The organism is Pseudomonas sp. xss_2, assembly GCF_043104195.1.
Taxonomy (GTDB): domain Bacteria; phylum Pseudomonadota; class Gammaproteobacteria; order Pseudomonadales; family Pseudomonadaceae; genus Aquipseudomonas; species Aquipseudomonas urmiensis.
In genome coordinates, this window is the sequence record NZ_JBICKL010000006.1 from 1 (window position 1) to 24438 (window position 24438).

At 61.8% G+C, this 24438-nt stretch carries 19 protein-coding genes; 6 read left to right on the forward strand and 13 right to left on the reverse strand.

The window, feature by feature from the left end; genetic code table 11:
* Nucleotides 1-117: 117 nt before the first annotated feature.
* A complete protein-coding gene (mgtE, locus tag ACF8K2_RS00535) occupies nucleotides 118-1173 on the reverse strand; it encodes a magnesium transporter (RefSeq protein WP_392463008.1) in 1056 nt (351 codons plus the stop codon).
* 493 nt (nucleotides 1174-1666) lie between these two features.
* Here mgtE and ilvD point away from each other — a divergent pair, with 493 nt between their 5' ends.
* On the forward strand, nucleotides 1667-3508 hold the full coding sequence (ilvD, locus tag ACF8K2_RS00540; RefSeq protein WP_186555918.1) for a dihydroxy-acid dehydratase: 1842 nt from the start codon (nucleotides 1667-1669) through the stop codon (nucleotides 3506-3508).
* Nucleotides 3509-3668: 160 nt separating this feature from the next.
* On the opposite strand, the gene ACF8K2_RS00545 is transcribed toward ilvD, so the two are convergent.
* Complete coding sequence (locus ACF8K2_RS00545; protein WP_392463010.1) at nucleotides 3669-4724, reverse strand: haloacid dehalogenase-like hydrolase; 1056 nt, start codon at nucleotides 4722-4724, stop codon at nucleotides 3669-3671.
* Nucleotides 4725-4966: 242 nt separating this feature from the next.
* On the opposite strand from ACF8K2_RS00545, the gene ACF8K2_RS00550 reads away from it, so the two are divergent.
* Nucleotides 4967-6358, forward strand: coding sequence for an L-cystine transporter (locus ACF8K2_RS00550; RefSeq protein ID WP_392463011.1), 1392 nt, complete (start codon nucleotides 4967-4969; stop codon nucleotides 6356-6358).
* A gap of 31 nt (nucleotides 6359-6389) precedes the next feature.
* On the opposite strand, the gene ACF8K2_RS00555 is transcribed toward ACF8K2_RS00550, so the two are convergent.
* Nucleotides 6390-6908, reverse strand: a complete 519-nt coding sequence (locus ACF8K2_RS00555) for a dihydrofolate reductase (RefSeq protein ID WP_392463012.1) — start codon at nucleotides 6906-6908, stop codon at nucleotides 6390-6392.
* Nucleotides 6909-6962: 54 nt separating this feature from the next.
* On the opposite strand from ACF8K2_RS00555, the gene ACF8K2_RS00560 reads away from it, so the two are divergent.
* Entirely contained in the window at nucleotides 6963-8354 is a 1392-nt protein-coding gene (locus ACF8K2_RS00560) for a DUF2868 domain-containing protein (RefSeq protein ID WP_392463013.1), read from the forward strand.
* Nucleotides 8347-9711 (forward strand): GTPase/DUF3482 domain-containing protein, encoded by a 1365-nt coding sequence (locus ACF8K2_RS00565; protein WP_392463014.1) that lies wholly within the window; start codon nucleotides 8347-8349, stop codon nucleotides 9709-9711. Before ACF8K2_RS00560 ends, ACF8K2_RS00565 begins: the two co-directional genes overlap by 8 nt.
* Before the next feature lie 83 nt (nucleotides 9712-9794).
* Here ACF8K2_RS00565 and ACF8K2_RS00570 read toward each other — a convergent pair whose 3' ends face one another.
* The 6 genes from ACF8K2_RS00570 to ACF8K2_RS00595 form a co-directional block, all read right to left on the reverse strand.
* A complete protein-coding gene (locus ACF8K2_RS00570) occupies nucleotides 9795-9926 on the reverse strand; it encodes a hypothetical protein (protein ID WP_392463015.1) in 132 nt (43 codons plus the stop codon).
* A 48-nt stretch (nucleotides 9927-9974) separates the two neighbouring features.
* Nucleotides 9975-11000, reverse strand: a complete 1026-nt coding sequence (locus ACF8K2_RS00575) for a putative 2-aminoethylphosphonate ABC transporter substrate-binding protein (RefSeq protein ID WP_392463016.1) — start codon at nucleotides 10998-11000, stop codon at nucleotides 9975-9977.
* 30 nt (nucleotides 11001-11030) lie between these two features.
* The gene (locus tag ACF8K2_RS00580; protein WP_392463018.1) at nucleotides 11031-12755 is read right to left on the reverse strand and encodes a putative 2-aminoethylphosphonate ABC transporter permease subunit; all 1725 of its coding nucleotides are present in this window, start codon (nucleotides 12753-12755) and stop codon (nucleotides 11031-11033) included.
* A gap of 1 nt (nucleotide 12756) precedes the next feature.
* Entirely contained in the window at nucleotides 12757-13821 is a 1065-nt protein-coding gene (locus tag ACF8K2_RS00585; RefSeq protein WP_186555910.1) for a putative 2-aminoethylphosphonate ABC transporter ATP-binding protein, read from the reverse strand.
* Nucleotides 13822-14078: 257 nt separating this feature from the next.
* Nucleotides 14079-14942 carry a LysR family transcriptional regulator gene (locus ACF8K2_RS00590; protein ID WP_392463020.1) on the reverse strand — a complete coding sequence of 288 codons (864 nt, stop codon included), beginning with the start codon at nucleotides 14940-14942 and terminating at the stop codon, nucleotides 14079-14081.
* A gap of 9 nt (nucleotides 14943-14951) precedes the next feature.
* A complete protein-coding gene (locus ACF8K2_RS00595; RefSeq protein WP_392463022.1) occupies nucleotides 14952-17213 on the reverse strand; it encodes a heavy metal translocating P-type ATPase in 2262 nt (753 codons plus the stop codon).
* Nucleotides 17214-17295: 82 nt separating this feature from the next.
* On the opposite strand from ACF8K2_RS00595, the gene cadR reads away from it, so the two are divergent.
* Complete coding sequence (gene cadR / locus ACF8K2_RS00600) at nucleotides 17296-17739, forward strand: Cd(II)/Pb(II)-responsive transcriptional regulator (RefSeq protein WP_392463024.1); 444 nt, start codon at nucleotides 17296-17298, stop codon at nucleotides 17737-17739.
* Between the two features lies 1 nt (nucleotide 17740).
* Here the strand turns inward: cadR and ACF8K2_RS00605 are convergent, their stop codons facing one another.
* From ACF8K2_RS00605 to ACF8K2_RS00620, 4 genes are read right to left on the reverse strand one after another with little or no spacing between them, the layout of a single operon-like run.
* Entirely contained in the window at nucleotides 17741-20797 is a 3057-nt protein-coding gene (locus ACF8K2_RS00605; RefSeq protein ID WP_392463026.1) for a hypothetical protein, read from the reverse strand.
* 45 nt (nucleotides 20798-20842) lie between these two features.
* On the reverse strand, nucleotides 20843-21814 hold the full coding sequence (locus ACF8K2_RS00610) for a thymidylate synthase (protein ID WP_264235724.1): 972 nt from the start codon (nucleotides 21812-21814) through the stop codon (nucleotides 20843-20845).
* A gap of 48 nt (nucleotides 21815-21862) precedes the next feature.
* Nucleotides 21863-22672 carry a prolipoprotein diacylglyceryl transferase gene (gene lgt / locus ACF8K2_RS00615; protein ID WP_186555905.1) on the reverse strand — a complete coding sequence of 270 codons (810 nt, stop codon included), beginning with the start codon at nucleotides 22670-22672 and terminating at the stop codon, nucleotides 21863-21865.
* Nucleotides 22673-22687: 15 nt separating this feature from the next.
* Nucleotides 22688-23470 (reverse strand): sulfite exporter TauE/SafE family protein, encoded by a 783-nt coding sequence (locus ACF8K2_RS00620; RefSeq protein ID WP_186555904.1) that lies wholly within the window; start codon nucleotides 23468-23470, stop codon nucleotides 22688-22690.
* A 151-nt stretch (nucleotides 23471-23621) separates the two neighbouring features.
* Between ACF8K2_RS00620 and ACF8K2_RS00625 the strand changes: the two genes are divergently transcribed.
* Entirely contained in the window at nucleotides 23622-24368 is a 747-nt protein-coding gene (locus tag ACF8K2_RS00625) for an NRDE family protein (RefSeq protein ID WP_392463029.1), read from the forward strand.
* The last annotated feature ends 70 nt before the right edge of the window (nucleotides 24369-24438 follow it).

Below are 24438 nucleotides of genomic sequence, written 5' to 3' on the forward strand. Positions count from 1 at the left end.
AAGCCCGCTCCCACGCAGCCGCGTTCACGTAGTCGCGTTCACGTAGTCACCTTCACGTAGTCGCGTTCACGTAGTCGCGTTCACGGAGTCCCACGCAGTCGCCTTGATCGCTACAGATCAGATATCCAGCACCTGCGATGCAATCCCGAAGTAGATCAACACCCCCACCGCATCGGCAATCGATGTCACCAGCGGTCCACTGGCCGTTGCCGGATCGAGCTTGAGCCGGGTGAACATGAACGGCAGGCTCATGCCAATCAAGCTGCCGATCAACACGATCACCAACATGCTGCTGGCCACGATCAGCGCGATCTCTGGTCCGCCGCGCAGTACCCCCAGCGATGCCACCGCCACGGCCATGGTCGCACCCAGCGCCAACGCCACACCGCACTCACGCCCGAGCATGCGCAACCAGTCGCGCATCATCACCTCGCCCGTAGCGATCCCACGCACCATCAGCGTCGCCGACTGCGCGCCGGCATTGCCGCCGCTATCGACCAGCAGCGGCAAGAAGAACACCAGTGCGATATGGGCTGAGATGGTTTCCTCGAACGCCGCGATGCCTGCACCCGAGAACAGGTTGCCGAACACCAGCAACACCAGCCACAACACCCGCTTGCGATAAAGCAGACCGACGGTGGCATCACGCAAATTGCCAACATGGGTGGTGATCAACGCGCCTTTATGAAAGTCTTCGGTCGCCTCTTCCACCACCACATCCAACGCATCGTCGCAGGTGACGATACCCACCAGCCGCGCCAGTTCATCGAGCACCGGCACAGCCAGCAGGTCATGCTCACGAATCAGCCGGGCGACTTGCTCCTGGGCGGTACCGGTGGCCACGCAGATGACCCTGCGCTGCATGATCTGCTCGATGGGTTGGTCTGGGGCGGCAAGAATCAGCTCACGCAGCGAAACCGTGCCCAGCACGTTGCGCCGCTCATCGAGCACATACGACTGATAGATGGTTTCGGCATCGGCCGCCTCGCGACGCAGCATGTCGATTGCCTGACTGGCGCTCAGGCCATTGTCCAGGCTCGAATATTCGCTGGTCATCAAGGCCCCGGCGGTGCCTTCGTTATACAGCCCAGCCTGCAACAGACCGTCTCGCCGAGCCTGGGCGGCCTGGCGCAGGTGGGCGTGTGCAGCGAGAAAATCAGATGAATAGTGCATAAGGTTCTCCAGGCGCCGACGCAGGCGCCCGCAAACCTCAGCCGCGTGGGCTCAAGCCTTCGGATGCCCTGGCGACAGCGCGCTCAGTGCCAGCGTGCAAGTTCGTGATGAACTGAAAACTGGGAAGGTCCATTGAGGATGTATCTCGTCAAGCCGCACATGCGGCGCGGGGATAATAGGCAGCGCGGGGGCAGGCGTCAGCAGGAAAAACGCGCCAACGAGGTATTTGGGAAGCGTCCTACGACAATTCGGCCATGCCAGGCTTACATCCCACCGGGCACATCAGCATTCCCTCGCGGCGCCAGCGGTGTAGAATCGGCGTATTCATCGCCAGACATCCCCCGGCGGGTTTATGAGCTCTGGTCGAGCCTGCGGCGATCCCGCAGTGTGTTCGACCTCATCCGTGCCAGCGGCAACCGGCCTAGGGCATAAGGACAAGAGAAGCTCACTTCCCTATTTGTTACTGACCTGATTCAGCCGCCAGGAGTGCTTCATGCCTGATTATCGTTCCAAGACTTCCACCCACGGCCGCAACATGGCCGGTGCCCGAGCCCTGTGGCGCGCTACCGGGATGAAGGACGACGACTTCAAGAAACCGATCATCGCCATCGCCAACTCGTTCACCCAGTTCGTCCCAGGTCACGTGCACCTGAAGGACCTGGGCCAACTGGTTGCCCGCGAGATCGAACGCGCCGGTGGCGTGGCCAAGGAATTCAACACCATCGCGGTCGACGACGGCATCGCCATGGGCCACGACGGCATGCTCTACTCGCTGCCAAGCCGCGAGATCATCGCCGACGCCGTGGAATACATGGTCAACGCCCACTGTGCTGACGCCATCGTGTGCATCTCCAACTGCGACAAGATCACCCCCGGCATGCTGATGGCCGCCCTGCGCCTGAACATCCCGGTGATCTTCGTTTCTGGCGGCCCGATGGAAGCCGGCAAGACCAAACTGGCCAGTCACGGCCTGGACCTGGTCGACGCCATGGTCATCGCTGCCGACTCGTCGGCCTCCGACGAGAAAGTCGCCGAATACGAGCGCAGCGCCTGCCCGACCTGCGGTTCGTGCTCCGGCATGTTCACCGCCAACTCGATGAACTGCCTGACCGAAGCCCTGGGCCTGGCCCTGCCGGGCAACGGCTCGACCCTGGCCACCCACTCCGACCGCGAGCAGCTGTTCCTCACCGCTGGGCGGACCATCGTCGAGCTGTGCAAGCGCTACTACGGCGAAAACGACGAATCGGTGCTGCCGCGCAACATCGCCAACTTCAAGGCGTTCGAAAACGCCATGATGCTCGACATCGCCATGGGCGGTTCGACCAACACCATCCTGCACCTGCTGGCCGCTGCCCAGGAAGCCGAGGTCGACTTCGACCTGCGCGACATCGATCGCCTGTCGCGCAAAGTGCCGCAGCTGTGCAAGGTTGCGCCGAACATCCAGAAGTACCACATGGAAGACGTCCACCGCGCTGGCGGCATCTTCAGCATCCTCGGCTCGCTGGCCCGTGGCGGCCTGCTGCACACCGACCTGCCGACCGTGCACAGCGCCAGCATGGAAGAAGCCATCGCCAAGTGGGACATCACCCAGACCGACGATGAAGCGGTGCACACCTTCTTCAAGGCTGGCCCCGCCGGTATCCCGACCCAGACGGCCTTCAGCCAGTCGACCCGTTGGCAAACCCTCGATGACGACCGCGCCGAAGGCTGCATCCGCAGCGTCGAGCACGCCTATTCGCAAGAAGGCGGCCTGGCGGTGCTGTACGGCAACATCGCCTTGGATGGCTGCGTGGTGAAAACCGCTGGCGTCGACGAGTCGATCCACGTGTTCGAAGGCAACGCCAAGATCTTCGAGAGCCAGGACAGCGCCGTGCGCGGCATCCTCGCCGACGAAGTGAAGGCCGGCGACATCGTCATCATCCGCTACGAAGGTCCGAAAGGCGGCCCGGGCATGCAAGAGATGCTCTACCCGACCTCGTACCTGAAGTCCAAAGGCCTGGGCAAGGCCTGCGCCTTGCTCACCGATGGCCGTTTCTCAGGTGGTACCTCGGGCCTGTCGATTGGCCATGCCTCGCCGGAGGCCGCAGCGGGTGGTGCCATCGGCCTGGTGCGCGATGGCGACAAGATCCTGATCGACATTCCCAACCGTTCTATCAATCTGTTGGTCAGCGACGAAGAGCTGGCGCAGCGTCGGGTTGAGCAGGACCAGAAAGGTTGGAAGCCGGTTGAAGTGCGTCCGCGCAAGGTCACCACCGCGCTGAAGGCCTATGCCCTGTTGGCGACCAGTGCTGATAAAGGTGCTGTGCGTAACAAAGCGATGCTCGATGGGCTGTAAGGCTTAGCGAGAGATAGAAAACGGCGCCTGGTGCGCCGTTTTTTATGCCTGGGGCGACCTCATCGCGGGGCAAGCCCGCTCCCACGCAAGCCGCGACTGGCCGCGCCGTTGAGCAATCACCCACGCCCTCGTGGGAGCGGGCTTGCCCCGCGATTGACCCTTACTGAATCTGCTCAGGGGTAACGATCACCCAGTTCTTGTCGGCCGTCACCGGCAAGCCTTCCTTGGCCTGAGCCGCCGCATGCTTGGCGATCATGCCGTTAAGCTGATCCAGGTACTTGGCCTTGCGATTTATCCACAGGTGAATCCCGCCCTTGCCGACATCGACCCCATGGAACTGCATGTAGCCATCGCTGGTAGGGGTATCGCCCCCCACCAGCACCGGTTTCTTCCATTCATCGATATAGGTCAGGATCGCCGCCTGCTTGCCGGCCATCCAGGTCGCCGGGGTCCACAGATAAGGGGTCAGCTCCAGCGACTCATTGGCCTTGGGATCATAGTGCCCCGCCGAGATCTGCTTACGTGCCGTGGTCAGCTGGCCGCTGTTGCGATCCTTGAGCAGCAAACTGACGCCAATGACGTTCTCGGGCTTCACGTTGTAGCCGTACCTGGGATCGGCAGCGACCATGCGCACCAGCTCTTCGGAGGCGGCGGAAATCACATAGACCTCGATACCGTTCTCCATCAACTTGTTGAACAGCTCGGTCTGGCCAGTGAACACCTTGGGCGGCTGCACCTCGATCGCCTTGACCTGATCCCCCTCAAAATAGGTGCTAGGCACCGGCTTGCCCGAGGCCATCAGCGCATCGACCTGCACCTTCAGCTCCTTGAGGGTAAAGCCCGCGAACACCTGGGCGACCCAGGGGTAGCAGACCATGTCGTCGATCTCACAGAGCCGGTAGTAATAGCTGAACAAGCTCTCCTTGTGCTCGGCGGTATCTTTGAACGGCATCAGCTTCAACGAAGGGTCGAGCTTGTCCCGACTGAGCAGGCCTTTGTTCTCCATGAACGGCAGCAAAGCTTCTTCGAGGTCGAAGCGGTAGCTGGTGTTGTCCATGTCGAACACCGCGTAATTACCCTTGTGGGCATTGGCGGCGATCATGCTGTCCAGTTGCTTGGCGGCCTCAGTGGGCCAGTGCTTGAGCTCGGTGGCCCAGGTGTCGAGGCTCAGGACCAGGGCCAGGCCTGCCGCGAGCATCTTCGCAGCGTTCGTCATGTGCAGCGCTCCTGAAAGGTTGGCCCAACAACGCTAGCCAACAATCCGCGCAGGGGATGGCCCACAACGACCTCAATACAGCTCGAAGCGCCGCCTTGATTGCTCAATAGCGACAGCGCGTTATTCCAATAACGACTAAGCACATTCCATTTGAATATAAATTCGTTTGTTTTCAGGCTGTTAGCATTTGCGTTCGCAATCGCGCACAGACGCGACGCCTTGTATTCGATTCTGGAGCTTCAATGAACCTGCCGCTGTCACTCAATCTGCTGGCATTGCTGGCCCTGTTGCTGGGCCTGGCACAAACCCGCCGCACCCAGTGGAGCCTGGCCAAGAAAGTCTTGCTCGGTCTGGTGCTGGGCGTGGTGTTCGGCCTGGTCCTGCACACGATCTATGGCGCCGGCCATCCTGTGCTCAAGGCCACCATCAGCTGGCTCGACTTGATCGGCAACGGCTATGTCGGCCTGTTGCAGATGATCGTCATGCCGCTGATCTTCGCCTCGATCCTCAGCGCCGTCGCCCGTCTGCACAACGCCTCCTCGCTAGGCCGGATCAGCGTTCTGAGCATTGGCACCCTGCTGCTGACCACCGCCATTGCCGCGCTGATCGGTATCGTCCTGACCAACCTGTTCGGCCTCAGCGCCGAAGGGCTGGTAGCGGGCGTACCGGAAGCGGCGCGCCTGCAAGCGATCCAGAGCGACTACGCCGGCAAGGTCGCCGACCTCAATATCCCGCAGCTGCTGCTGTCGTTCATCCCCAGCAACCCGGTAGCGGATCTGGCCCGGGCCAAACCGACCTCGATCATCAGCGTGGTGATCTTCGCCGTGTTCATGGGCCTGGCCGCGCTGCAGTTGATCAAGGACGACAAAGACAAGGGCGAGCGCGCCCTGTCGGCCATCGACACCCTGCAAGCCTGGGTGATGCGCCTGGTGCGCCTGGTGATGACGCTCACCCCTTACGGTGTGCTGGCCTTGATGACCAAGGTGGTCGCCAGCTCCAACCTGGACGACATCCTCAAGCTGGGCAGTTTCGTGCTGGTGTCCTACCTCGGCCTGGGGCTGATGTTCGTGGTTCACGGGGTGATCCTGGCCGCTACCGGCGTCAGCCCGCTGCGCTTCTTCCGTAAGGTCTGGCCAGTGCTGACGTTCGCCTTCACCAGCCGCTCCAGTGCGGCGAGCATTCCCCTGAACATCGAAGCGCAAACCCGCCGCCTGGGTGTGCCGCAGTCGATTGCCAGCTTCAGCGCCTCGTTTGGCACCACCATCGGCCAGAACGGCTGCGCCGGTCTGTACCCGGCCATGTTGGCGGTGATGGTTGCCCCAGCGGTGGGCATCAACACCTTCGACCCGCTGTGGATCGCCACGCTGGTGGCCATCGTCACCCTGAGCTCGGCAGGGGTCGCCGGGGTTGGCGGGGGTGCGACCTTCGCTGCGCTGATCGTGCTGCCGGCGATGGGGCTGCCGGTTGAACTGGTGGCGCTGTTGATCTCGGTAGAACCGCTGATCGACATGGGCCGCACGGCGTTGAACGTGAGTGGGTCGATGACCGCGGGCGTGGTGACGAGCCAGTTGCTCAAGCAGACCGATCATCACGTGCTGGGTGATGATCAGCATGCGCAGCTGAGTCATTCCTGAGCATTTTGGGGCCGCTTTGCGGCCCCCTGTCTCAACGCTTGTCCCACACCTCGAAATGATAAGCCGGCTTGTCGCCTTCGCTTGCCTGCGCCTGGCTGGAGGCCAGCGCCCACTGCGCCTGGTCGAACTCAGGGAACCAGGCATCACCTTCTGGCGACAGCTCGACCCGCGTCAGGTACATGCGGCTGACCAACCCCTGCTCCAGCGCCAGCGCGTACAGCTGCGCGCCGCCAATCAGCATCAGCTCATCGACGCCCTGCTCCTGGGCCCACTGCTCGGCGCGTTGCAGCGCCTGCTCCAGCGACGCGAACACTTCAGCGCCTTCAAGCTGCAACCCCGGCTGACGGCTGACGACGATGTTCAGCCGGCCTGGCAGTGGCCGGCCCAGCGAATCCCAAGTCTTGCGGCCCATGATGATCGGCTTGCCCAAGGTGGTGGCCTTGAAGTACTTGAAATCCCCCGGCAGGTGCCAGGGCATGGAATTGTCGATGCCAATCACGCGGTTCTCGGCGCACGCCGCGATCAGGCTGAGGGGGAGTGATGTATTCATGTCGGCGAGGATAGCAAACCAAGCCTGGGTTAAGCTTGTGCCCTGACCTGTGCAATGGAAGACCTTGTGACTGCACCGACTCCACTCGACAAGCGCTGGCTCACCGAAGCGGTGCGCCTGCGCGAGGAACACGCCGGGCCCCTGGAAGACCAGGAAGCCAACCGCCGTGCCCGCCAGCTGGGCGGCGACCTGGCGGCACGCATCGAGACCCGCGCCCTGTGGCTGGCCGAGCGCGATGGCATGGCCGAGGCCCTGCGCCACTGGAAACAGGGCGCGCGCCTGGCCTTGCTGGCGCTGCTGCTGTTTGCCCTGTTCAGCGGCGCAGGCCTTGCCCTGGCGGCTTTGGGCGATGGCCAACGACCGGTGAATGTGTTCTGGGCGCTGGGCAGCCTGCTTGGGCTGAACCTGCTGATGCTGATCGGCTGGGCCGTCAGTTTCATCACCGCAGGTGAACAAGGCGCAGTGCTGGGCCGCCTGTGGTTATGGCTCAGCGAGCGCTTTGCCCGCGATGCCAAGGCCGCACAACTGGCGCCGGCGTTACTGATTCTGCTGCAGCGCCAGCGCCTCAACCGCTGGCTACTGGGCGCGCTGGTCCATGGCTTGTGGCTGTTGGCGATGATCGCCGCATTGCTGATGCTATTGGCGTTGCTGGCGACTCGGCGCTATGGCTTCGTCTGGGAAACCACCCTGCTCGCCGCCGAGCCCTTCATCAGCCTCACGCATGCCCTCGGCGCCCTGCCCTCGCTGCTGGGCTTTGCCGTGCCCGATGAAGCCATAATCCGCGCCAGCGGCGACACGCTGCCGGCCCTCGACCTGGCGCGTCAGGCCTGGGCCAGTTGGCTGCTCGGGGTAGTGCTGGTGTACGGCCTGCTGCCGCGCTTGCTACTGGCGCTGCTGTGCCTGTGGCGCTGGCGCCAAGGTCGCGAGCGCTTGACGTTGGACTTGAGCCTGCCCGGCTATGCCCAACTGCGCGATGCATTGATGCCGCGCAGCGAACGCCTTGGCGTACAAGATGCGGCGCCAGATGCCCTGCCGCATTTCCAGCCGGGACAACTGGAGTCAGATGCCAGCGGCGCGTTGCTGGTAGGGCTTGAACTGGACGACCAGCGCCCCTGGCCGCCGAAACTTGCCCAAGGCGTATCCAACGCCGGCATCCTCGACAGCCGCGAGTCTCGCAACAAGCTGCTCGAACAACTGAGCCGCTTTCCACCAGCGCGCCTGGCCATCGCCTGCGACCCACGCCGCTCACCGGACCGCGGCAGCCTGGCGCTGCTCGCCGAGCTTGCCCGCAATGCCGGCGCCACGCGTATCTGGCTGCTCCAGGCGCTTCCCGGCCAAGCACTGGATGCGGCGCGCCTGGGTGACTGGCACGAAGCCCTCGACCGCCTCGGCCTGCCTCACGCCGATACCTCGCCCCTGACCTGGTTGGAGCATGGCCATGACTGAGCCGCTGAAACTGGCCGTGGTCGGCCACACCAACGTCGGCAAGACCTCGCTGCTGCGTACCCTGACCCGTGACGTCGGTTTCGGCGAGGTGTCGCACCGCCCCAGCACCACCCGCCATGTCGAAGGCGCACGGCTGTCGGTGGACGGCGAGCCGTTGCTGGAGTTGTACGATACACCGGGGCTGGAAGACGCCATCGCCCTGCTCGATTACCTGGAACGGCTGGAGCGCCCTGGTGAGCGGTTGGACGGGCCGGCGCGTCTACAGCGCTTTCTTCAGGGCAGTGAGGCGCGCCAGCGCTTCGAGCAGGAAGCCAAGGTGCTGCGCCAGCTGCTGGCGAGCAATGCCGGGCTGTATGTGATCGATGCCCGTGAACCGGTGCTGGCCAAATACCGCGATGAACTGCAAGTGCTGGCCAGTTGTGGCAAGCCGCTGCTGCCGGTGCTCAACTTCGTCGCCAGCAGCCAACACCGCGAGCCCGAATGGCGCGAAGCCCTCGCCCGCCTTGGCCTGCACGCGCTGGTGCGATTCGACAGCGTTGCCCCTCCTGAAGACGGTGAGCGGCGGCTGTATGAAAGCCTGGCCCTGTTGCTGGAGGACGCGCGCCCCTCGCTCCAACGCCTGATCGACGATCAGCAGACACAGCGCCTGGCCCGCCAGCACAGCGGCAAACGCCTGATCGCCGAATTGTTGCTCGACTGCGCCGCCTGCCGACGCAGTGTCGAGGCCGAGCCTGCGGCTGAAGCCAAGGCCATCGAAGCGCTGCGCCAGGATGTGCGTCAGCGTGAGCAGCGCTGTGTCGAAGCATTGCTCAAGCTGTATGCGTTTCGCCGCGAAGACGCCAATGCCGGCGACCTGCCGCTGCTGGACGGGCGCTGGGGAGATGATCTGTTCAACCCGGAAACCCTCAAGCTGTTGGGCGTGCGCCTGGGCAGCGGAGTTGCCGCAGGTGCTGCGGCCGGCGCCGGTGTGGATCTGTTGGTCGGCGGCCTGACCCTTGGCGCTGCAGCGCTGGCCGGGGCCATCGCTGGCGGCGCATTGCAGACCGCGCGCAACTATGGCTCAAGGTTGATGGGCAAGTTGAAGGGCCAGCGCGAGCTGACCGTGGATGACAGTGTCTTGCGCCTGTTGGCGTTGCGCCAGCAGCAGTTGGTGCAAGCCTTGGAAAGCCGTGGGCATGCGGCGCAGGACAGCATTCGCCTGGGCGCTGCGGATGAAAAAGCCTGGCGCGAAGGCAAGCTGCCTGAGGCCCTGAACAAGGCCCGGGCGCATCCGCAGTGGTCGACGCTCAATCCTGGGGCGCGGGTCAACCAGGCGGAGCGCCAGGAGCAGTTAGAGGTGTTGCTCAGCCAGTTGTGATGGCGTCTTCTATGCCGGCCCCATCGCGGGCTCGTGGGAGCGGGCTTGCCCCGCGATAGGGCCGGCACAGCCCCCGACCCCTTTCACAGCAGCGCCAACGCCTTGCCCTTCAACACCTGCAAATCGATCACCGGCACGCCCACCTCCTTGGCCTGCTCATCCCACAGCACAGCGCCGACGACTACATCGGCGAGGCCCTCACTCAGCTCGAACATTCTCCTGGGCAATTGGTTATTGGGGCCGCTTTGCGGCCCCAGGCACCTTTACTGCTGGGCCACTTTCTCCGACTTGCCGTCATAGCGCTTGCGCCATTCAGCCAGGATCTGGTCGCGGTTCTTTGAAGCCCAGGCAAAGTCATTCTTGATCAAGCGCTGCTCGTAGTCCGCAGGCAGCTCGGTCTGTGGCTTGGCGATTCCTGGCGCAGCCAGCACTGCGAAGTTTTCTTTGTACAGCTCCATTGCCGCGGGGCTTGCGGAGAAGTCAGCCAGACGCTTGGCCGCCTCTGCCTTCGGCGTGCCCTTGATCACTGCAGTCGCCTCGATTTCCCAGCCTAGACCTTCTTTGGGCAGGATGATGTCCAGCGGCGCCCCTTGGCGCTTGAGCTGCACCGCCGGGTACTCGAAGGAAATACCAATCGGGAATTCACCCGAGGCTGCCAGCTTGCAGGGCTTGGAGCCGGAATGCACATACTGGCCGATGTTCTGGTGCAGCCCGTCCATGTAGGCCCAACCCTGCGGCTCGCCAAAGGTTTGCAGCCAGGCGCTGACGTCCAGGAAGCCGGTGCCGGAGGAGGCCGGGTTGGGCATGACGATCTTGCCTTTGTACTCAGGTTTGGTCAGGTCCTGCCAGCTGACGGGCTTGCTCAGGCCCTGCTTTTCGGCCTCGACGGTGTTGAAGCAGATAGTCGCGGCCCACACGTCCATGCCCACCCAGGCTGGCGGGTTGGCGGCGTCGCGGTAGTTTTTGGAGATCTTCTCCAGGTCTTTTGGCGCATAGGCTTCAAGCATCTGGTGCTGGTCGAGAATGGCCAGGCTGGAGGCCGCCAGCCCCCACACGGCGTCGGCCTGCGGGCGGTCTTTTTCCGCCAGCAGCTTGGCGGTGATGATGCCGGTGGAATCGCGCACCCACTTGATCTCGATGTCGGGGTTGGCCTTTTCGAAAGCCTGCTTGTAGCTCTTGAGCTGCTCGGCCTCCAGGGCGGTGTAGACCGTCAGCTGGGTCCCGGCGGCCGTAGCCTGCAGGCTGAATACAGCGGATACGGCAGCGGCAAGTGCAAAGGGCTTGAACATGTTGCGGTTCCTTTCAGGGTTGGCAGTCGGTCAATGGCCGGGGGCGCGTTGGCGCCAGGCCTGGGAGCGGCGCAGCAGGCCGCGAGAAGCTGCGGCTAGCAGCAATGAGGCGGTCGCACTCGTTAGCAGAATCAGGGTCGACATGGCAGCAGCGCCGCCGACGTTGCCGGCGTCGTCCATGTTCAGCACGGCGACGGCCGCGAGGATGGTGTCGGGGCTGTAGAGGAAGATCGCCGCCGACACCGTGATCATCGCCGAGACGAACAGGTAGCGGATGATGTCCAGCAGCGCTGGCAGGCAGATCGGCACGGTCACCCGCAAGAAATGCCGATACAGCGGCGCCTTGAGCGACAGCGCTGCCGCCTCGAACTCGCCGTCGAGCTGGCGCAAGGCGGTGGTCGCGGTCATCTGCGCGGTGGTCAGGTAGTGGGCGATGGTGCACACCACCAGCAGCGCCATGCTGCCGTAGAACACATGCAGTGGGTTGCCATTGAGATTGAAGAAGAACACGTAGCCCAGGCCCAGGACCAAGCCCGGCACCGCCATCGGAATGAAGCTCAGCAGCCGCAGCGATTGGTTGAGCAGGCGCTGGCCTTGGGTCTTCTCCATCAAGTAGGCGCCAGCGAAGATCACCACGCTGCCGATCAACGCCGTGCACAAGGCCATGGTCACGCTGTTGCGGTAGGCCAGCCAACCGCCGCCAGCGGTGTCCTCGAACCTGTAGTGCTTGAGCGACAGCGACAGGTTGTACGGCCAGAATTTGACCAGCGACGAGTACACCGCCATGCCGACGACCGCCAGCAGCACCGCACAGATCAGCAGCACGATGGCCAGGAACACGCCGTCACGCAGCCGCGATGGCTTGGGCTCGAACACCTGCGCACGGCCACTCAGCGCCTCGCCCTGGCGCCGACGCAACCAGGCATCGACGGCAAAGCTCAGCAGCGCTGGCACCAGCAGGACCATCCCAATCAACGCGCCACGGCCGAACTGTTGTTGGCCGACCACCGCCTTGTAGGCCTCCAGCGCCAGCACCTGATAATCGCCGCCAACGACGACTGGCACGCCAAAGTCGGTGATAGTCAGGGTAAACACCAGGCAGAACGCGGCGAACACCGCCTGACGCGTGGCCGGCCAGGTGATGCTGAAAAACGCCCGCACCGGGCCTGCGCCCATGCTCGATGCTGCATCGAACAAACGCGCATCAGCCAGTGACAGCGCCGACAGCAGAATCATCAGGGCATGCGGGAAGGTGTAGATGGCCTCACCCAGGACGATGCCCCAGAAGCCATAGATATTGTCGCTAAGCAGCCCGCGCAGCAGGCCTTGGTTACCGAACAGATAGACCAGGGCGATGGCCGGCAGCATCGACGGCGCCAGCAGCGGCAGCAGGGAAACCCCTCGCCACAGGCCTTTGCCGGGGATCAGCGTGCGCTGCAAGGCGTAGGCGAACAGATAGGCCAGCGGGATGACGATGACCGCCACCGTGAATGCCACTGACAAACTGTTGCCGAGCAGCCAGTGGAAGTTGTCGCTGGCAAACAGCTCGCGCGCCGCCAGCAGGCCGCCGCCTTGGCCTGCGTCAGCGCTCAAACCTCGCCAGAAGATCGCCAGCAGCGGCATCAGTACCGCCAGTACGAGCAGAACCAGCAGCAGGCTCTTGCCGCCGACCACGAACAACCGGTCACCCAAGGCGACGCCATTGCCCGGCGCCGCCTTGGCTTGCTTGAGCGGCAAGGAGATTGGCGCGGCCATCTTAGGCAAACACCTGCAGGCTCTGTGGTGGCAGGGCCACCCAGATGTCTTGCGAACCCAGGCGCGGCATGGCTTCTGGGGCAATTTCCGCGAGCAGGGTATGCCCTGGTAGGGTTTTCAGCTCGAAGCTCATTCGGCAGCGGTTGCCGAGGAAGGTGATCTCCTGGACCTTGGCCGCGAACAGGTTTTCCTCATGCACCAGCGGGTTGACCGTGATCGCCTCCGGGCGGCAGAACAGCCGACCGCTGCTGGCGCGGGCCGCGTTTGGCCCCAGGCGCATGTTCATCCCGCCAACCTGGGCGTGGCTGTCGCCGCTGCGCTGGAACGGCAGCCAGTTGCCCTGGCCGACGAACTCGGCAACGAACGGCGTCGCGGGTTTGTCGTAGATTTCTTGCGGCGTGGCGTACTGCTCGACCTGGCCGTTGTTCATCACGGCGATGCGGTCGGCCATCAGCATGGCCTCGTCCTGGTTGTGGGTAACCATCAAGGTGGTAATGCCGAGCTGGCGCTGCAACTGGCGTAGCTCAGTGCACAGATGCTCGCGAACGCGCGCATCCAGCGCCGACATCGGCTCGTCGAGCAGCAGCAACGACGGTGCCGGAGCCAGGGCGCGGGCCAGGGCCACGCGCTGCTGTTGGCCACCGGAAAGCTGCCCGGGGTATTTCTTCTCGCTGCCCAGCAGGCCAACCAGTTCGAGCATCTCGGCCACGCGCTGGCGGGCTTGCTCACGGCTGGAGCCGGTCAGGCCGTAGGCGATGTTGGCTTCGACCGTGAGGTTGGGGAACAACGCGTAGGACTGGAACAGGATGCCGTAGTCACGCGCCTGCGGTGGCAGCTCGGAGATGTCCCGATCACCGATGTACAGCGCCCCACGGTCCTGCCGTTCGAGGCCGGCGATGCAGCGCAGCAGGGTGGTCTTGCCACAGCCCGACGGGCCGAGCAGGCAGACCAGCTCGCCAGCGGCGATATCGAGGGAGACATCGTTGAGCGCGGTAAACGCGCCGAAGCGCTTGTGGATACCGCGCACTTTCATCTGTGCGCCTGGGGTGGCGATGGCGTGGGTCATGACAGGGCCTCGTTGAAGAGATGCAGGCCATGCTAGGAACCCAATGCGAAGCTTATGTGGCTTTAGGGCAAAAGCCGGTGATAGTGGTATTGGTGGATTTTGTAGTGGCCAAGTTCAGTGTCGACTGCAGGCGCGATTGCGTGGGAGCGGGCTTGCCCCGCGATGGCGATGGTGAGCACAAGGACGTTATCGCGGGGCAAGCCCGCTCCCACGAGGCCCGTGTGTAGCTCGCAGACGCCCCGATGGCGCGGCATCGCCTACAGCCCCGCCACCTCTTGCGCCACCCCGAGGAACGCCGCCGGCAACCTGGCCTGGCGCCGCTCCTTCAAGCAGTACAGGTACTCATGCATCACCGGCGCATTCTCCAGCACCAGCATCCGCAGTTCAGGGTTATGCGGCACCTCATGGCGAGCAATGATGCTGATGCCGATGTTGCGCAACACCGCCTCGCGAATCGACTCGCGGCTGCCAATTTCCAGCAACGCACCGATCTTGACCCCGGAATCGGCGAGCATCTGCTCGGTCAGCTTGCGGGTGGTCGAGCCCTGCTCGCGCATCAGCAGGCAATGCCCGGCCAAGGCGTCGATGGCCACCACCTGGCGATTGGCCAATGGATGATTGCGGTGCACCGCTACCACCAGCGGATCAGTGCCGAGCACGCGGCGAATCAGGCGCGCATCTTCGAGCAGCTGCGATGACGCAGCAATGTCCACCCGATAGTCTTCGAGCATCTCCAGCACCTGCTGCGAGTTGCCGATCTCCACCGCCACGTCCACTTGCGGCAGGCGCTCGCGGAAGATCTTCACCAGGTCAAGGATGTAGTACGGCGCCGTCGCGGCAATGCGCAAACTGCCCTGGGCCTGGCCACTGTTGCGCAGCTCGAATTCGATGTCGGCTTCCTGCTGCAGCAAGGCCTTGACCATCGGCAACAGCCGCGCGCCCTCCTCGCTCAACACCAGGCGCCGACCGCCGCGGTAGAACAGCTCCACCGCATACTGGCTTTCCAGGTTGCGAATCTGCGTGGTCACCGTCGGCTGGCTGAGCCCGAGCTTCTTCGCCGCCAAGGTAATGCTGCCCAGGCGGGCCACCATGTAGAAGGCTTTGAGCTCGGCACTCAGCATGCAGGTTCCTTATTTGCGCAAAAGGCGCAGGCCGTTGAACACCACCAACAGGCTGACGCCCATGTCGGCGAACACCGCCATCCACATAGTGGCCATGCCGGCAAAGGTGATCGCCAGGAAAATCGCCTTGATCCCCAACGCCAACACGATGTTCTGGGTGAGGATCGCCGCACTTTGCCGCGACAGCCTGACGAAGGCCGGGATTTTGCGCAAGTCATCGTCCATCAGCGCCACATCGGCGGTCTCGATCGCAGTGTCGGTGCCCGCCGCAGCCATGGCAAAGCCAATTTCGGCGCGCGCCAGGGCCGGCGCATCGTTGATCCCGTCGCCGACCATGCCGACCCGGTGTCCTTCGGCGTACAGCGCCTCGATGGTGTTGAGCTTGTCACTGGGCAGCAAATTGCCTTCAGCTCGGTCGATACCGACCTGGGCGGCAATCGCCTGGGCGGTGTGCGGATTGTCGCCGGTGAGCATGACCGTCTTGATGCCCAGCTCATGCAACTCGGCGATGGCCTGACGGCTGCTGTCCTTGACCGTGTCGGCGACGGCGAACAACGCCAACGGGCCGCTGCGGTCGAGCAGCAAGACCACGGTTTTACCCTGGCGCTCCAATGCATCGAGCTCGGCTTCCAGTTCAGGCGAGCACAACCCCAGCTCCTCGACCAGGCGATGGTTGCCCAGGTGATACAGCTCCCCGTCGATCTCGCCACGCACGCCACGCCCAGCCAATGCGGCGAACGCGCTGACCTCGCTCAGCGCCGTACCCTGTTCCTTGCCGAACTGGGCAATGGCACGGGAAACCGGGTGATCAGAACGCTCGCCGAGGCTTGCCGCCAGCGCCTGGGCACGGCCTTCGAAAAGCGGCTCAAGCAGCTTGAAGTCGGTCTGGACCGGCTTGCCATAGGTGATCGTGCCGGTCTTGTCCAGGGCAAGGAAGTCCAGCTTGCGCCCCCCTTCGAGGTACACGCCGCCCTTGATCAGAATGCCCTTGCGCGCAGCGGCGGCCAGGCCACTGACGATGGTCACCGGCGTGGAGATCACCAAGGCGCATGGGCAGGCCACCACCAGCAGGACCAGGGCGCGGTAGATCCAGTCGAACCAGGCACCCGCCATGAACAGTGGCGGGATAATCGCCACAGCCAGCGCAACGGCGAACACCACCGGGGTGTAGATGCGCGAGAAGCGATCAACGAAGCGCTGGGTCGGAGCGCGCGCGCCCTGGGCCTCTTCCACGGCCTTGATGATGCGCGCCAGGGTCGATTGCCCGGCTGCAGCGCTCACCTGATACTCCAGCGCCCCCTCCTGGTTGATGGTGCCAGCGAACAACTTATCGCCTTTGTTTTTCTCCACAGGCAGGCTTTCGCCGGTGATCGGCGCCTGATCGACGCTGGACTGGCCATTGACCACCTCACCATCCAGACCGATCCGCTCGCCGGGACGTACCCGCACCAACGCACCGAGGGTCACCTCACGGACATCGACCTCACGCCACTGGCCGTCCGCCTGCTGCACGGTGGCCATGTCCGGGCTGAGCTGCATCAGGCCACTGATCGCGTTACGGGCGCGGTCCAGCGAGCGCGCTTCGATCAGCTCGGCAACGGTGAACAGCACCATGACCATGGCCGCTTCTGGCCATTGGCCGATCAGCACGGCGCCGGTCACGGCGATGCTCATCAGCGCATTGATGTTGAGATTGCGATTTTTCAGGGCGATCCAGCCCTTTTTGTAAGTGCCCAGGCCACAGCCAAGGATCGCCGCCAGCGCCAGCGCAGCGACCAGCCAACCAGGCGCAAGCGCGGTGAAATGCACCACCTCGGCAGCGATCGCCGCCACCCCGGACAGCGCCAGTGGCCACCAACGGGTCTTGGCTGCGGGGGCTGGGGCGCCTTCCTCGGCATCGGTCAGCGGTTCGGCCTGCATGCCAAGGCTAGCGATGGCTTGCTCGATTGCGTGGGTACCGCTCAAGGTGTGACGCACACCGAGCACCCGGTTGATCAGGTTGAACTCCAGCTGCTCGACGCCGGCCATCTTGCCCAGCTTGTCCTGGATCAGGGTCTGCTCGGTAGGGCAGTCCATGGCCTGGATGCGGAAGCGGCTGAGCTGCGCATTGCTGCTAGCCTTCCCGGTCAGTTGCACCAAGGCTGGCGCAGCGGCAGCAGAGCCACAGCAGCTGTGCGCGTGGGTGTCGTGGCAAGAGGCTTTGCCGCCATGCTCATGGTCGTGAGCATGGGAGTGGTCGTGCGAGTGATCGGGGCTGACAGGCTGGTTCATGGATTCGTCCTTAAAGGGAGCCTGTTGCCAAGTGAACACCCTATAGCCACTATAGGGTCAAGCCATCTGCTGGAGATTCGTCATGAAGATCGGAGAACTGGCCAAAGCCACCGATTGCGCCGTCGAGACCATCCGCTACTACGAACGCGAGCAGCTACTGCCAGAGCCTGCCCGTAGCGAGGGCAACTACCGGCTGTATACCCAGGCACATGTCGAGCGGCTGACCTTCATCCGCAATTGCCGAACACTGGACATGACCCTCGATGAGATCCGCAGCCTGCTGCGCCTGCGCGACAGTCCGCAAGGCCAATGCGGCAGCGTCAATGCCTTGATCGATGAGCATATCGCGCACGTGCAGGCGCGCATCGATGGTTTGGTGGCACTACAGGCGCAGTTGGTGGAGTTGCGCCAACGTTGCAGTGCACCAGGGGCTGAGTGCGCGATCTTGCAGCAGTTGGAGGTGAATGGGGCGATTTCACCTGCTGAGACCGAGCACTCTCATGTAGGCAGTAGCCATCGACGATAACTCACACCACCTGACCTTTGGTACGTCGTTGCTGCCAGATATCAGACTCACTCATCAATTCGTCGATGAATCGCGTCAGCTCCGCATATAAAGCAGCTACCTCTCTAACCGGGAGAGGATTCATGAGACGGTCTGCGATCGCTTCGGCCAAACTGGTTAAATCACCAATCTCAACAGCTCTAGCGTCGCCAATCATCGTCTTTCTAAACAGAAAGGGTAGAAGGATACGTGCGCCATCGAGTGGCACATCCGGGAAAATAGAGGGCATGTCGCTGAATGCACCGTCTTTCAATTGCAAGGCTTGCCACTTGCTAAACAACGGCGAGTAAGGAACGACATAGCGCTCATTGTGGACGCCACTCCTTATCAACTCGGACATTCGCAATATGAATGCGCTTTGCGAATATGTGCTTTCCCCCCCCAAGCCTGCGATATAGAAAATCGAGCCAGTAAAATCTTTCTCGGCCTCTACATTAAATATGTCCTTGAGCCGCCCGCCCCTCCTCAATTCATCGTCAGATATCACTTCAGCATTTGGGAATGCCTCGTCAAACGACATGACAGACACCGAGCCGTGTCTTTTCTTTTTCCAATGGTTCAGTATGACTGACCTGAGTCGCTCTTCGTTTCGACTTATAACGAGATCAGGCTTAGCTGAAAAACCACTGAGGGTAGCCAAGACCCATTTGTCAGACATGAACAGCTCTGAGAGGTTGGCACCAAAGCCTTCCAGCTTCAGCCAAGCGTCTCCAAAATCACTGCTCAAGCGCTGCCACCCTCCGCCTCGCGAATACGCCATGTATGCGAGGAACAGTGACATATGCTGTCGTTTGGCTTCTGGCCAATCGCGTGCCGAACTGATATCACGTCCTATCTTTTTTTCAAGGGCCGCAACAAGCAGTTTATTAATTCGCGCTACCGACTGAGTAGAAATTTCTGAGCGGTTTACGGAGAGCCAGTCGCTCGCATCGCCAGACAGAATATTGAAACCAACATCAATCAAAGGAAAAATCGTGAATGTGTCATTGTCGATTTTTTGCCCTCGATAATAAACACGAATACGATCCTGCAATCCTTCCAGACCTGAGCTTCGGGGGTTCCGCTCTCGCAGGCTATAAGTAAGGCCGCAAAAGGCATCTTCAACCTTCAGGCTATCAAACCCGTGAACATCATCCCCTCCCGGAACCGCAAACTGATGATGCGTGAGCACATCGGCATTCAGCGCGTCGATCTCAAACTCGACAGGAACGATTGACCCCTTGGAAAAGTTTAAAATAGCATCGGCAATAGCAGCAATATCAGAAGAAAACGAAGATTCGTACAAAGGGTCGAAGTTTTTCGCCATGAAGTGCCGGACCGTGTCTTTCAAACCGACGGTCAATCGACGCGGTGCATCATCAGCTATTTCAAATGAAATTGTCGCACCTGCCTTTCTTGCGTAATCAGATAGGCCATTTCTGATCAGAACGGCGCCGTGTGATGCCGAAGTAGGGTTCGTCATGTCGACCAAGATCGTTTCATTTGAAAAAAAATCTTTAGAATCGATTTTTATTCGATCGCTTACCATGAATACACTTTGAAGCCCGATACCAAAGCTGCCTGAAGGCTTCATCCACTCTGGCATAGCTTCAATTAAGTTTCGCCTCTGCCTGTTTTTATTAGATGATCCGATATCCATCATATACGGTAAGTCGTGACGTGACACGCCTGTTCCTGTGTCAGAAATTTCAATTCTCCAAAAACGTTTTTTGGTATCGTCATTGGTGACCACAGGACATTCGGTAAGCCTTACTTTGATCGATGAGCGTTCAAGTGCTCGGCGAAGCGCTACGGGGCCTTCATAGCTAAATGCTGCTTGATGTTCAATCCAAAATCTCACCAGCGTCGAATCTACCGCATTCTGCAAAACCTCACGTACAAAATCGAATTTAGACTTATATAAATTCGAACCTTGCAGTAACGAAAATGCCTTTTGAGCATTCACACTAAACTTCGGCGCTTTTCCGACCTCCAGCACCTGAAGATCACCCTTCAGCGAAACCTCAAGGTCACCCAACGTCGGCAATAAACCCAGCGACCGAGACGGCACAATGTCTTGCCAGTGGGCCATCTGGTTTCGCAGTTCATCTTTCAACCAGCGGAACCAATCACATGACTCGATATAGCCTTCAACCGTCATGCACTCAGACTTCACTTCAATTCTGTCTCTATCAACCCGCAAGTATCGAATTGAGGCATGTTTGTCTTCATGGGCCTTGCTCAGCCCCGGCCGATCGTCGCCGGCAATACACTGCATAACAGGGCAAAATCTGTTGTTGTCCAGATCGAGCAAATCGCCCAGTCTTAACAAACATGCGACAAATCTTGGGTGACAGTCGTCGAGCCCTAACCCCGCCTGCTTGAACGGCAGTCCATGGGCGTTGCTGATAACCTCACTGAATGGACGCCCGTGCATCCTGCAGATCTGCCCAAGCAGCTGGAACAAGCGATGCGGTATAAGTTCAGTACGGGGTGATGTAACACCTATTCGGTCCATTGGATCATTGATGATCGCCTCGGCCCGGTCGGGATGGAGTTTTCTTACCCACTCAGCCATTAACTGTTGGATACGCTCAACCGCTTGAATGGGAGTTTCCGCGCCCGTCATCCAGTCGCTGCGCGACTTCAAGGCTTGCGCGAGCGAATAAAGCTCATGGTGCCTATCATCACATATACCGCGGATATAATCTTCGAAGGCTGGATTGGAAAATGCATCAATCTGATCACGTTTTGACACGACCATGCCGATATCGTGCCAGTAAGCTGACTCAAGCAGCAGCCAAATATCGGTAGCGGACAGCTGTGAAACGCCTTCCTCACCTAGTATTCGCTCGATATTGACCAATATCTGCTTGCTGTGAGATTCGTCATGCCGGCTGTAATGTGGAAACAGCGCAGCAATATTTTGAAGCGCTTTGGGAATCAGTGCTTCATCGAACCCCCATTGATTAACTAAAGGCTTTAGCCCTAACGCTTGAGCCCCTTTTTCTTTTAGATACTTAATCAACAGTCCAGCCATCACCTACTTCCTGTTTTTGATGATGCAACCCAGGCATCGAAACGCTCAAACCGCCATCGGCGCAGTCATCGGCGCATGGTGCTCATACCCTTCCAGGCTGAAATCACTCGGCTCGATCTTCTCCAACCACTCAGGCTCATACTTGCCGGTCTTGGCAAACTCCGGCACGCGATCACTGATCACCAACTTCGGCGCCGCCAGCGGCTCGCGCTTGAGCTGCTCGTTGAGCATGTCCAGGTGGTTCTCGTACACATGGGCATCGCCGATGAAGTAGGTGAACCAGCGCGGGGTGTAGCCCGTCAGGCGGCCGAACAGCGACAGCAACGCGGCGCCTTCGGTGAGGTTGAACGGCGTGCCCAGGCCCAGGTCGTTGGAGCGGATGTAGAGGGTCAGGGAGATTTCCTTGGTCTCGACATTGGGGTGGAACTGGTACAGCAGATGGCACGGCGGCAGGGCCATTTCATCGAGCTGGGCGCAGTTCCAGCCGTGGAACAGGATGCGCCGGCTGCCTGGATCGTTGGCGATGGTGTCCAGGCACTGGCGCACCTGGTCGATGGCCTTGTAGAGGATGACGAACGCCTGGCCGTCTTCCTCGTCCTGGGCAATCTTGCGAAAGCCTTGCTTCTCAGCCATCTCGATGGCGGCCGGGTTGCTCAGCGGCACACGCTTGTAACCTGGCCACTGGCGCCACTGCACACCGTAGATCTCGCCGAGGTCGTCATGCCCCTGGCGGAACGGGTTGGCCAGCCACTGGGCGTTCTCGTTGGCGTTCTGGTCCCAGACCTTGCAGCCCAGTTCGCGGAACTCACCGGCGTTCTTCACCCCACGCAGGAAGCCGACCATCTCGCCAATCGCCGACTTGAACGCCAGCTTGCGGGTGGTGATGGCCGGGAAGCCCTTCTGCAGGTCGAAACGCAGCATGGCGCCGGGCAGGCTGATGGTGCGGATGCCGGTACGGTTACCCTGCAGGGTGCCGTTTTCGATAACGTCGCGGACCAGATCTAGATACTGTTTCATGGCTTACCTGTAACAAGAACGGCAGGGGGATCGCCCCTGCCGTGAAAATCAGACGGTGGCCTTGGCCGTTGGTTTACGGTTGTAGGCCCACCAGATCAAGAAGATGCCCGCAGCGATCATCGGCACGCAGAGCAACTGACCCATGGTCAACCAGCCGAAGGCAATGTAGCCAAGCTGGGCATCGGGTACCCGCACGAATTCGACGATGAAGCGGAAGATGCCGTAGAACAGCGCGAACATGCCGGAAACGGCCATGGTCGGGCGCGGCTTGCGCGAGTACAGCCAAAGGATGACGAATAATGCCACACCTTCCAGGGCGAACTGGTACAGCTGCGACGGGTGACGCGGCAACTGGGCCGGGTCGCTGAACGGCGGGAAGACCATCGCCCAAGGCACGTCGGTGGCCTTGCCCCACAACTCGGCATTGATGAAGTTGCCGATGCGCCCGGCACCCAGGCCAATCGGCACCAGCGGGGCGACGAAGTCCATCAGTTCGAAGAACGACTTGTTGTTGCGCTTGCCGAACCACAGCGCCGCCAGCATCACGCCGATGAAGCCGCCGTGGAACGACATGCCGCCTTTCCACACCTCGAAGATCAGCGTCGGGTTGGCCAGGTAGGCCTGCAGGTCATAGAACAGCACGTAGCCCAGGCGTCCACCGACGATCACCCCCATCGACAACCAGAACACCAGGTCGGAGAGTTTCTCCCGGCTCCAGGTGGCATCGAAGCGGTTCAGCCGGCGCGAGGCCAACAGCCAGGCGCCGCCGATGCCGATCAGGTACATCAGGCCGTACCAGTGAATTTTCAGCGGCCCGAGCGCTACGGCGACGGGGTCGATCTGCGGGTAAGGCAGCATTGCGGTTCCTCTCGATCAAATCAGGAAGCTAAGCCCGACGCAAAACAGCAGCGCGGCGAACAGACGTTTAAGCAGGCGCGGCGACAGCTTGTGTGCCAACCGCGCGCCGTAGCGGGCGAAGAACATGCTGGTCACGGCGATGCCGAGCAGCGCCGGCAGGTACACATAGCCCAGGCTGTGCGCCGGCAGGTGGCTTTCGTGCCAGCCCAGCAGCATGAAGCTCAAGGCGCTGGCCAGGGCGATCGGCAGGCCACAGGCCGAGGACGTTGCCACCGCCTGCTGCATGGGCAGGCTGCGCCAGGTCAGGAACGGCACGGTCAGCGAGCCACCACCGATGCCGAAGATTGCCGAGGCCCAGCCGATCACCACGCCGGCGCCGGTTAACCCAGGTTTGCCAGGGATGCCGCGACTGGCCTTGGGCTTGAGGTCCAGGGCCATCTGCACGGCGATCACCAGGGCGAACACGCCGATGATCTTCTGCAGCATCGGCCCCTGGATCAGCGAGGCGGTCTTGGCACCGATGCCGGCACCGATGAGGATGCCGAGGGTCATCCAGGCGAAGATCGGCCAGCGCACCGCGCCCTTGCGCTGGTGTTCACGCACGGCATTGATCGAGGTGAAGACGATGGTCGCCAGTGAGGTGCCCACGGCCAGGTGGGTCAGCACCGAGGGATCGAAGCCTTGCAAGGTGAAACTGAACACCAGCACCGGCACGATGATGATCCCGCCGCCCACGCCGAACAGCCCGGCCAGGACGCCGGCGCAAGCGCCCAGCAGCAGATAGAGTACGAACTCCATTCGTCGACCCCTTGAAATTCAATCCGGCATGGTAACGGAAGCCGGGGTCTGGGCTCTAGTGAACTCTATGACAGACACTGGTGAACACTGTGACAGGATGGATCAACCGCCCCCCAGTGGGTAGAGTGAGGCAAAACACAGAGGCCAACCTATGTGCCTGATCGTATTTGCCTGGCGGCCGGGGCATGCCCTGCCGCTGATCGTCGCGGCCAACCGCGACGAGTTCCACGCTCGACCGACCCAGGCGCTGGCGGCTTGGGAAGATGCGCCAGGCGTCTATGCCGGGCGCGACCTGGAAGCGGGCGGGACCTGGCTGGGTGTCGGGCCGGGCGGACGCTTTGCGGCTTTGACCAATATCCGCGACCCACACCAGCCGCTTGGGCCGCGTTCGCGTGGCGAGCTGGTGGCGGCGTACTTGCGAGGGGAGCTGGCGGTCGAGGCTTACTTGGATCAGGTAGCCAGCCGCAGCGCCCAGTATTCAGGGTTCAATCTGTTGGTGGGCGATGCTGAGCGGCTGGGCTACTTGCACGCACATGAGCCCGCGCCGCGCCTGCTGGAGCCTGGGGTGTACGGGCTGTCCAACGCAGGGCTGGATACGCCATGGCCGAAGCTGGTGAAAACCCGTGAGGGGCTGGCGCGGTTACTGGATGATCCTGATCCACGGCAGCTGCTGGGCTTGCTTGCCGATGGCGAACCTGCGGCGGATGCCGAGCTGCCGGACACCGGGGTTGGCTTGGCGACCGAGCGGCTGCTGTCCAGTGCGTTTATCGCCAGCCAGAACTACGGGACGCGGGCGAGTACGGTGCTGATTGTCGACAAGCAGGGCCGGCGGCGGATGGTCGAGCGAAGCTTTGGGCCGTTTGGCGGGCATCTGGGGGAAGTCGAGCTGACAATCTGAGACCCCAGCGAGGCACGGGCTGGTTGGGAGCGGGCTGCGTGGGAGCGGGCTGCGTGGGAGCGGGCTGCGT

Coding starts and splice junctions, on each gene's coding strand:
- mgtE (WP_392463008.1), bottom strand. CDS start 1,173: ATGCACTATTCATCTGATTTTCTCGCTGCACACGCCCACCTGCGCCAG.
- ilvD (WP_186555918.1), top strand. CDS start 1,667: ATGCCTGATTATCGTTCCAAGACTTCCACCCACGGCCGCAACATGGCC.
- ACF8K2_RS00545 (WP_392463010.1), bottom strand. CDS start 4,724: ATGACGAACGCTGCGAAGATGCTCGCGGCAGGCCTGGCCCTGGTCCTG.
- ACF8K2_RS00550 (WP_392463011.1), top strand. CDS start 4,967: ATGAACCTGCCGCTGTCACTCAATCTGCTGGCATTGCTGGCCCTGTTG.
- ACF8K2_RS00555 (WP_392463012.1), bottom strand. CDS start 6,908: ATGAATACATCACTCCCCCTCAGCCTGATCGCGGCGTGCGCCGAGAAC.
- ACF8K2_RS00560 (WP_392463013.1), top strand. CDS start 6,963: ATGGAAGACCTTGTGACTGCACCGACTCCACTCGACAAGCGCTGGCTC.
- ACF8K2_RS00565 (WP_392463014.1), top strand. CDS start 8,347: ATGACTGAGCCGCTGAAACTGGCCGTGGTCGGCCACACCAACGTCGGC.
- ACF8K2_RS00570 (WP_392463015.1), bottom strand. CDS start 9,926: ATGTTCGAGCTGAGTGAGGGCCTCGCCGATGTAGTCGTCGGCGCTGTG.
- ACF8K2_RS00575 (WP_392463016.1), bottom strand. CDS start 11,000: ATGTTCAAGCCCTTTGCACTTGCCGCTGCCGTATCCGCTGTATTCAGC.
- ACF8K2_RS00580 (WP_392463018.1), bottom strand. CDS start 12,755: ATGGCCGCGCCAATCTCCTTGCCGCTCAAGCAAGCCAAGGCGGCGCCG.
- ACF8K2_RS00585 (WP_186555910.1), bottom strand. CDS start 13,821: ATGACCCACGCCATCGCCACCCCAGGCGCACAGATGAAAGTGCGCGGT.
- ACF8K2_RS00590 (WP_392463020.1), bottom strand. CDS start 14,942: ATGCTGAGTGCCGAGCTCAAAGCCTTCTACATGGTGGCCCGCCTGGGC.
- ACF8K2_RS00595 (WP_392463022.1), bottom strand. CDS start 17,213: ATGAACCAGCCTGTCAGCCCCGATCACTCGCACGACCACTCCCATGCT.
- cadR (WP_392463024.1), top strand. CDS start 17,296: ATGAAGATCGGAGAACTGGCCAAAGCCACCGATTGCGCCGTCGAGACC.
- ACF8K2_RS00605 (WP_392463026.1), bottom strand. CDS start 20,797: ATGGCTGGACTGTTGATTAAGTATCTAAAAGAAAAAGGGGCTCAAGCG.
- ACF8K2_RS00610 (WP_264235724.1), bottom strand. CDS start 21,814: ATGAAACAGTATCTAGATCTGGTCCGCGACGTTATCGAAAACGGCACC.
- lgt (WP_186555905.1), bottom strand. CDS start 22,672: ATGCTGCCTTACCCGCAGATCGACCCCGTCGCCGTAGCGCTCGGGCCG.
- ACF8K2_RS00620 (WP_186555904.1), bottom strand. CDS start 23,470: ATGGAGTTCGTACTCTATCTGCTGCTGGGCGCTTGCGCCGGCGTCCTG.
- ACF8K2_RS00625 (WP_392463029.1), top strand. CDS start 23,622: ATGTGCCTGATCGTATTTGCCTGGCGGCCGGGGCATGCCCTGCCGCTG.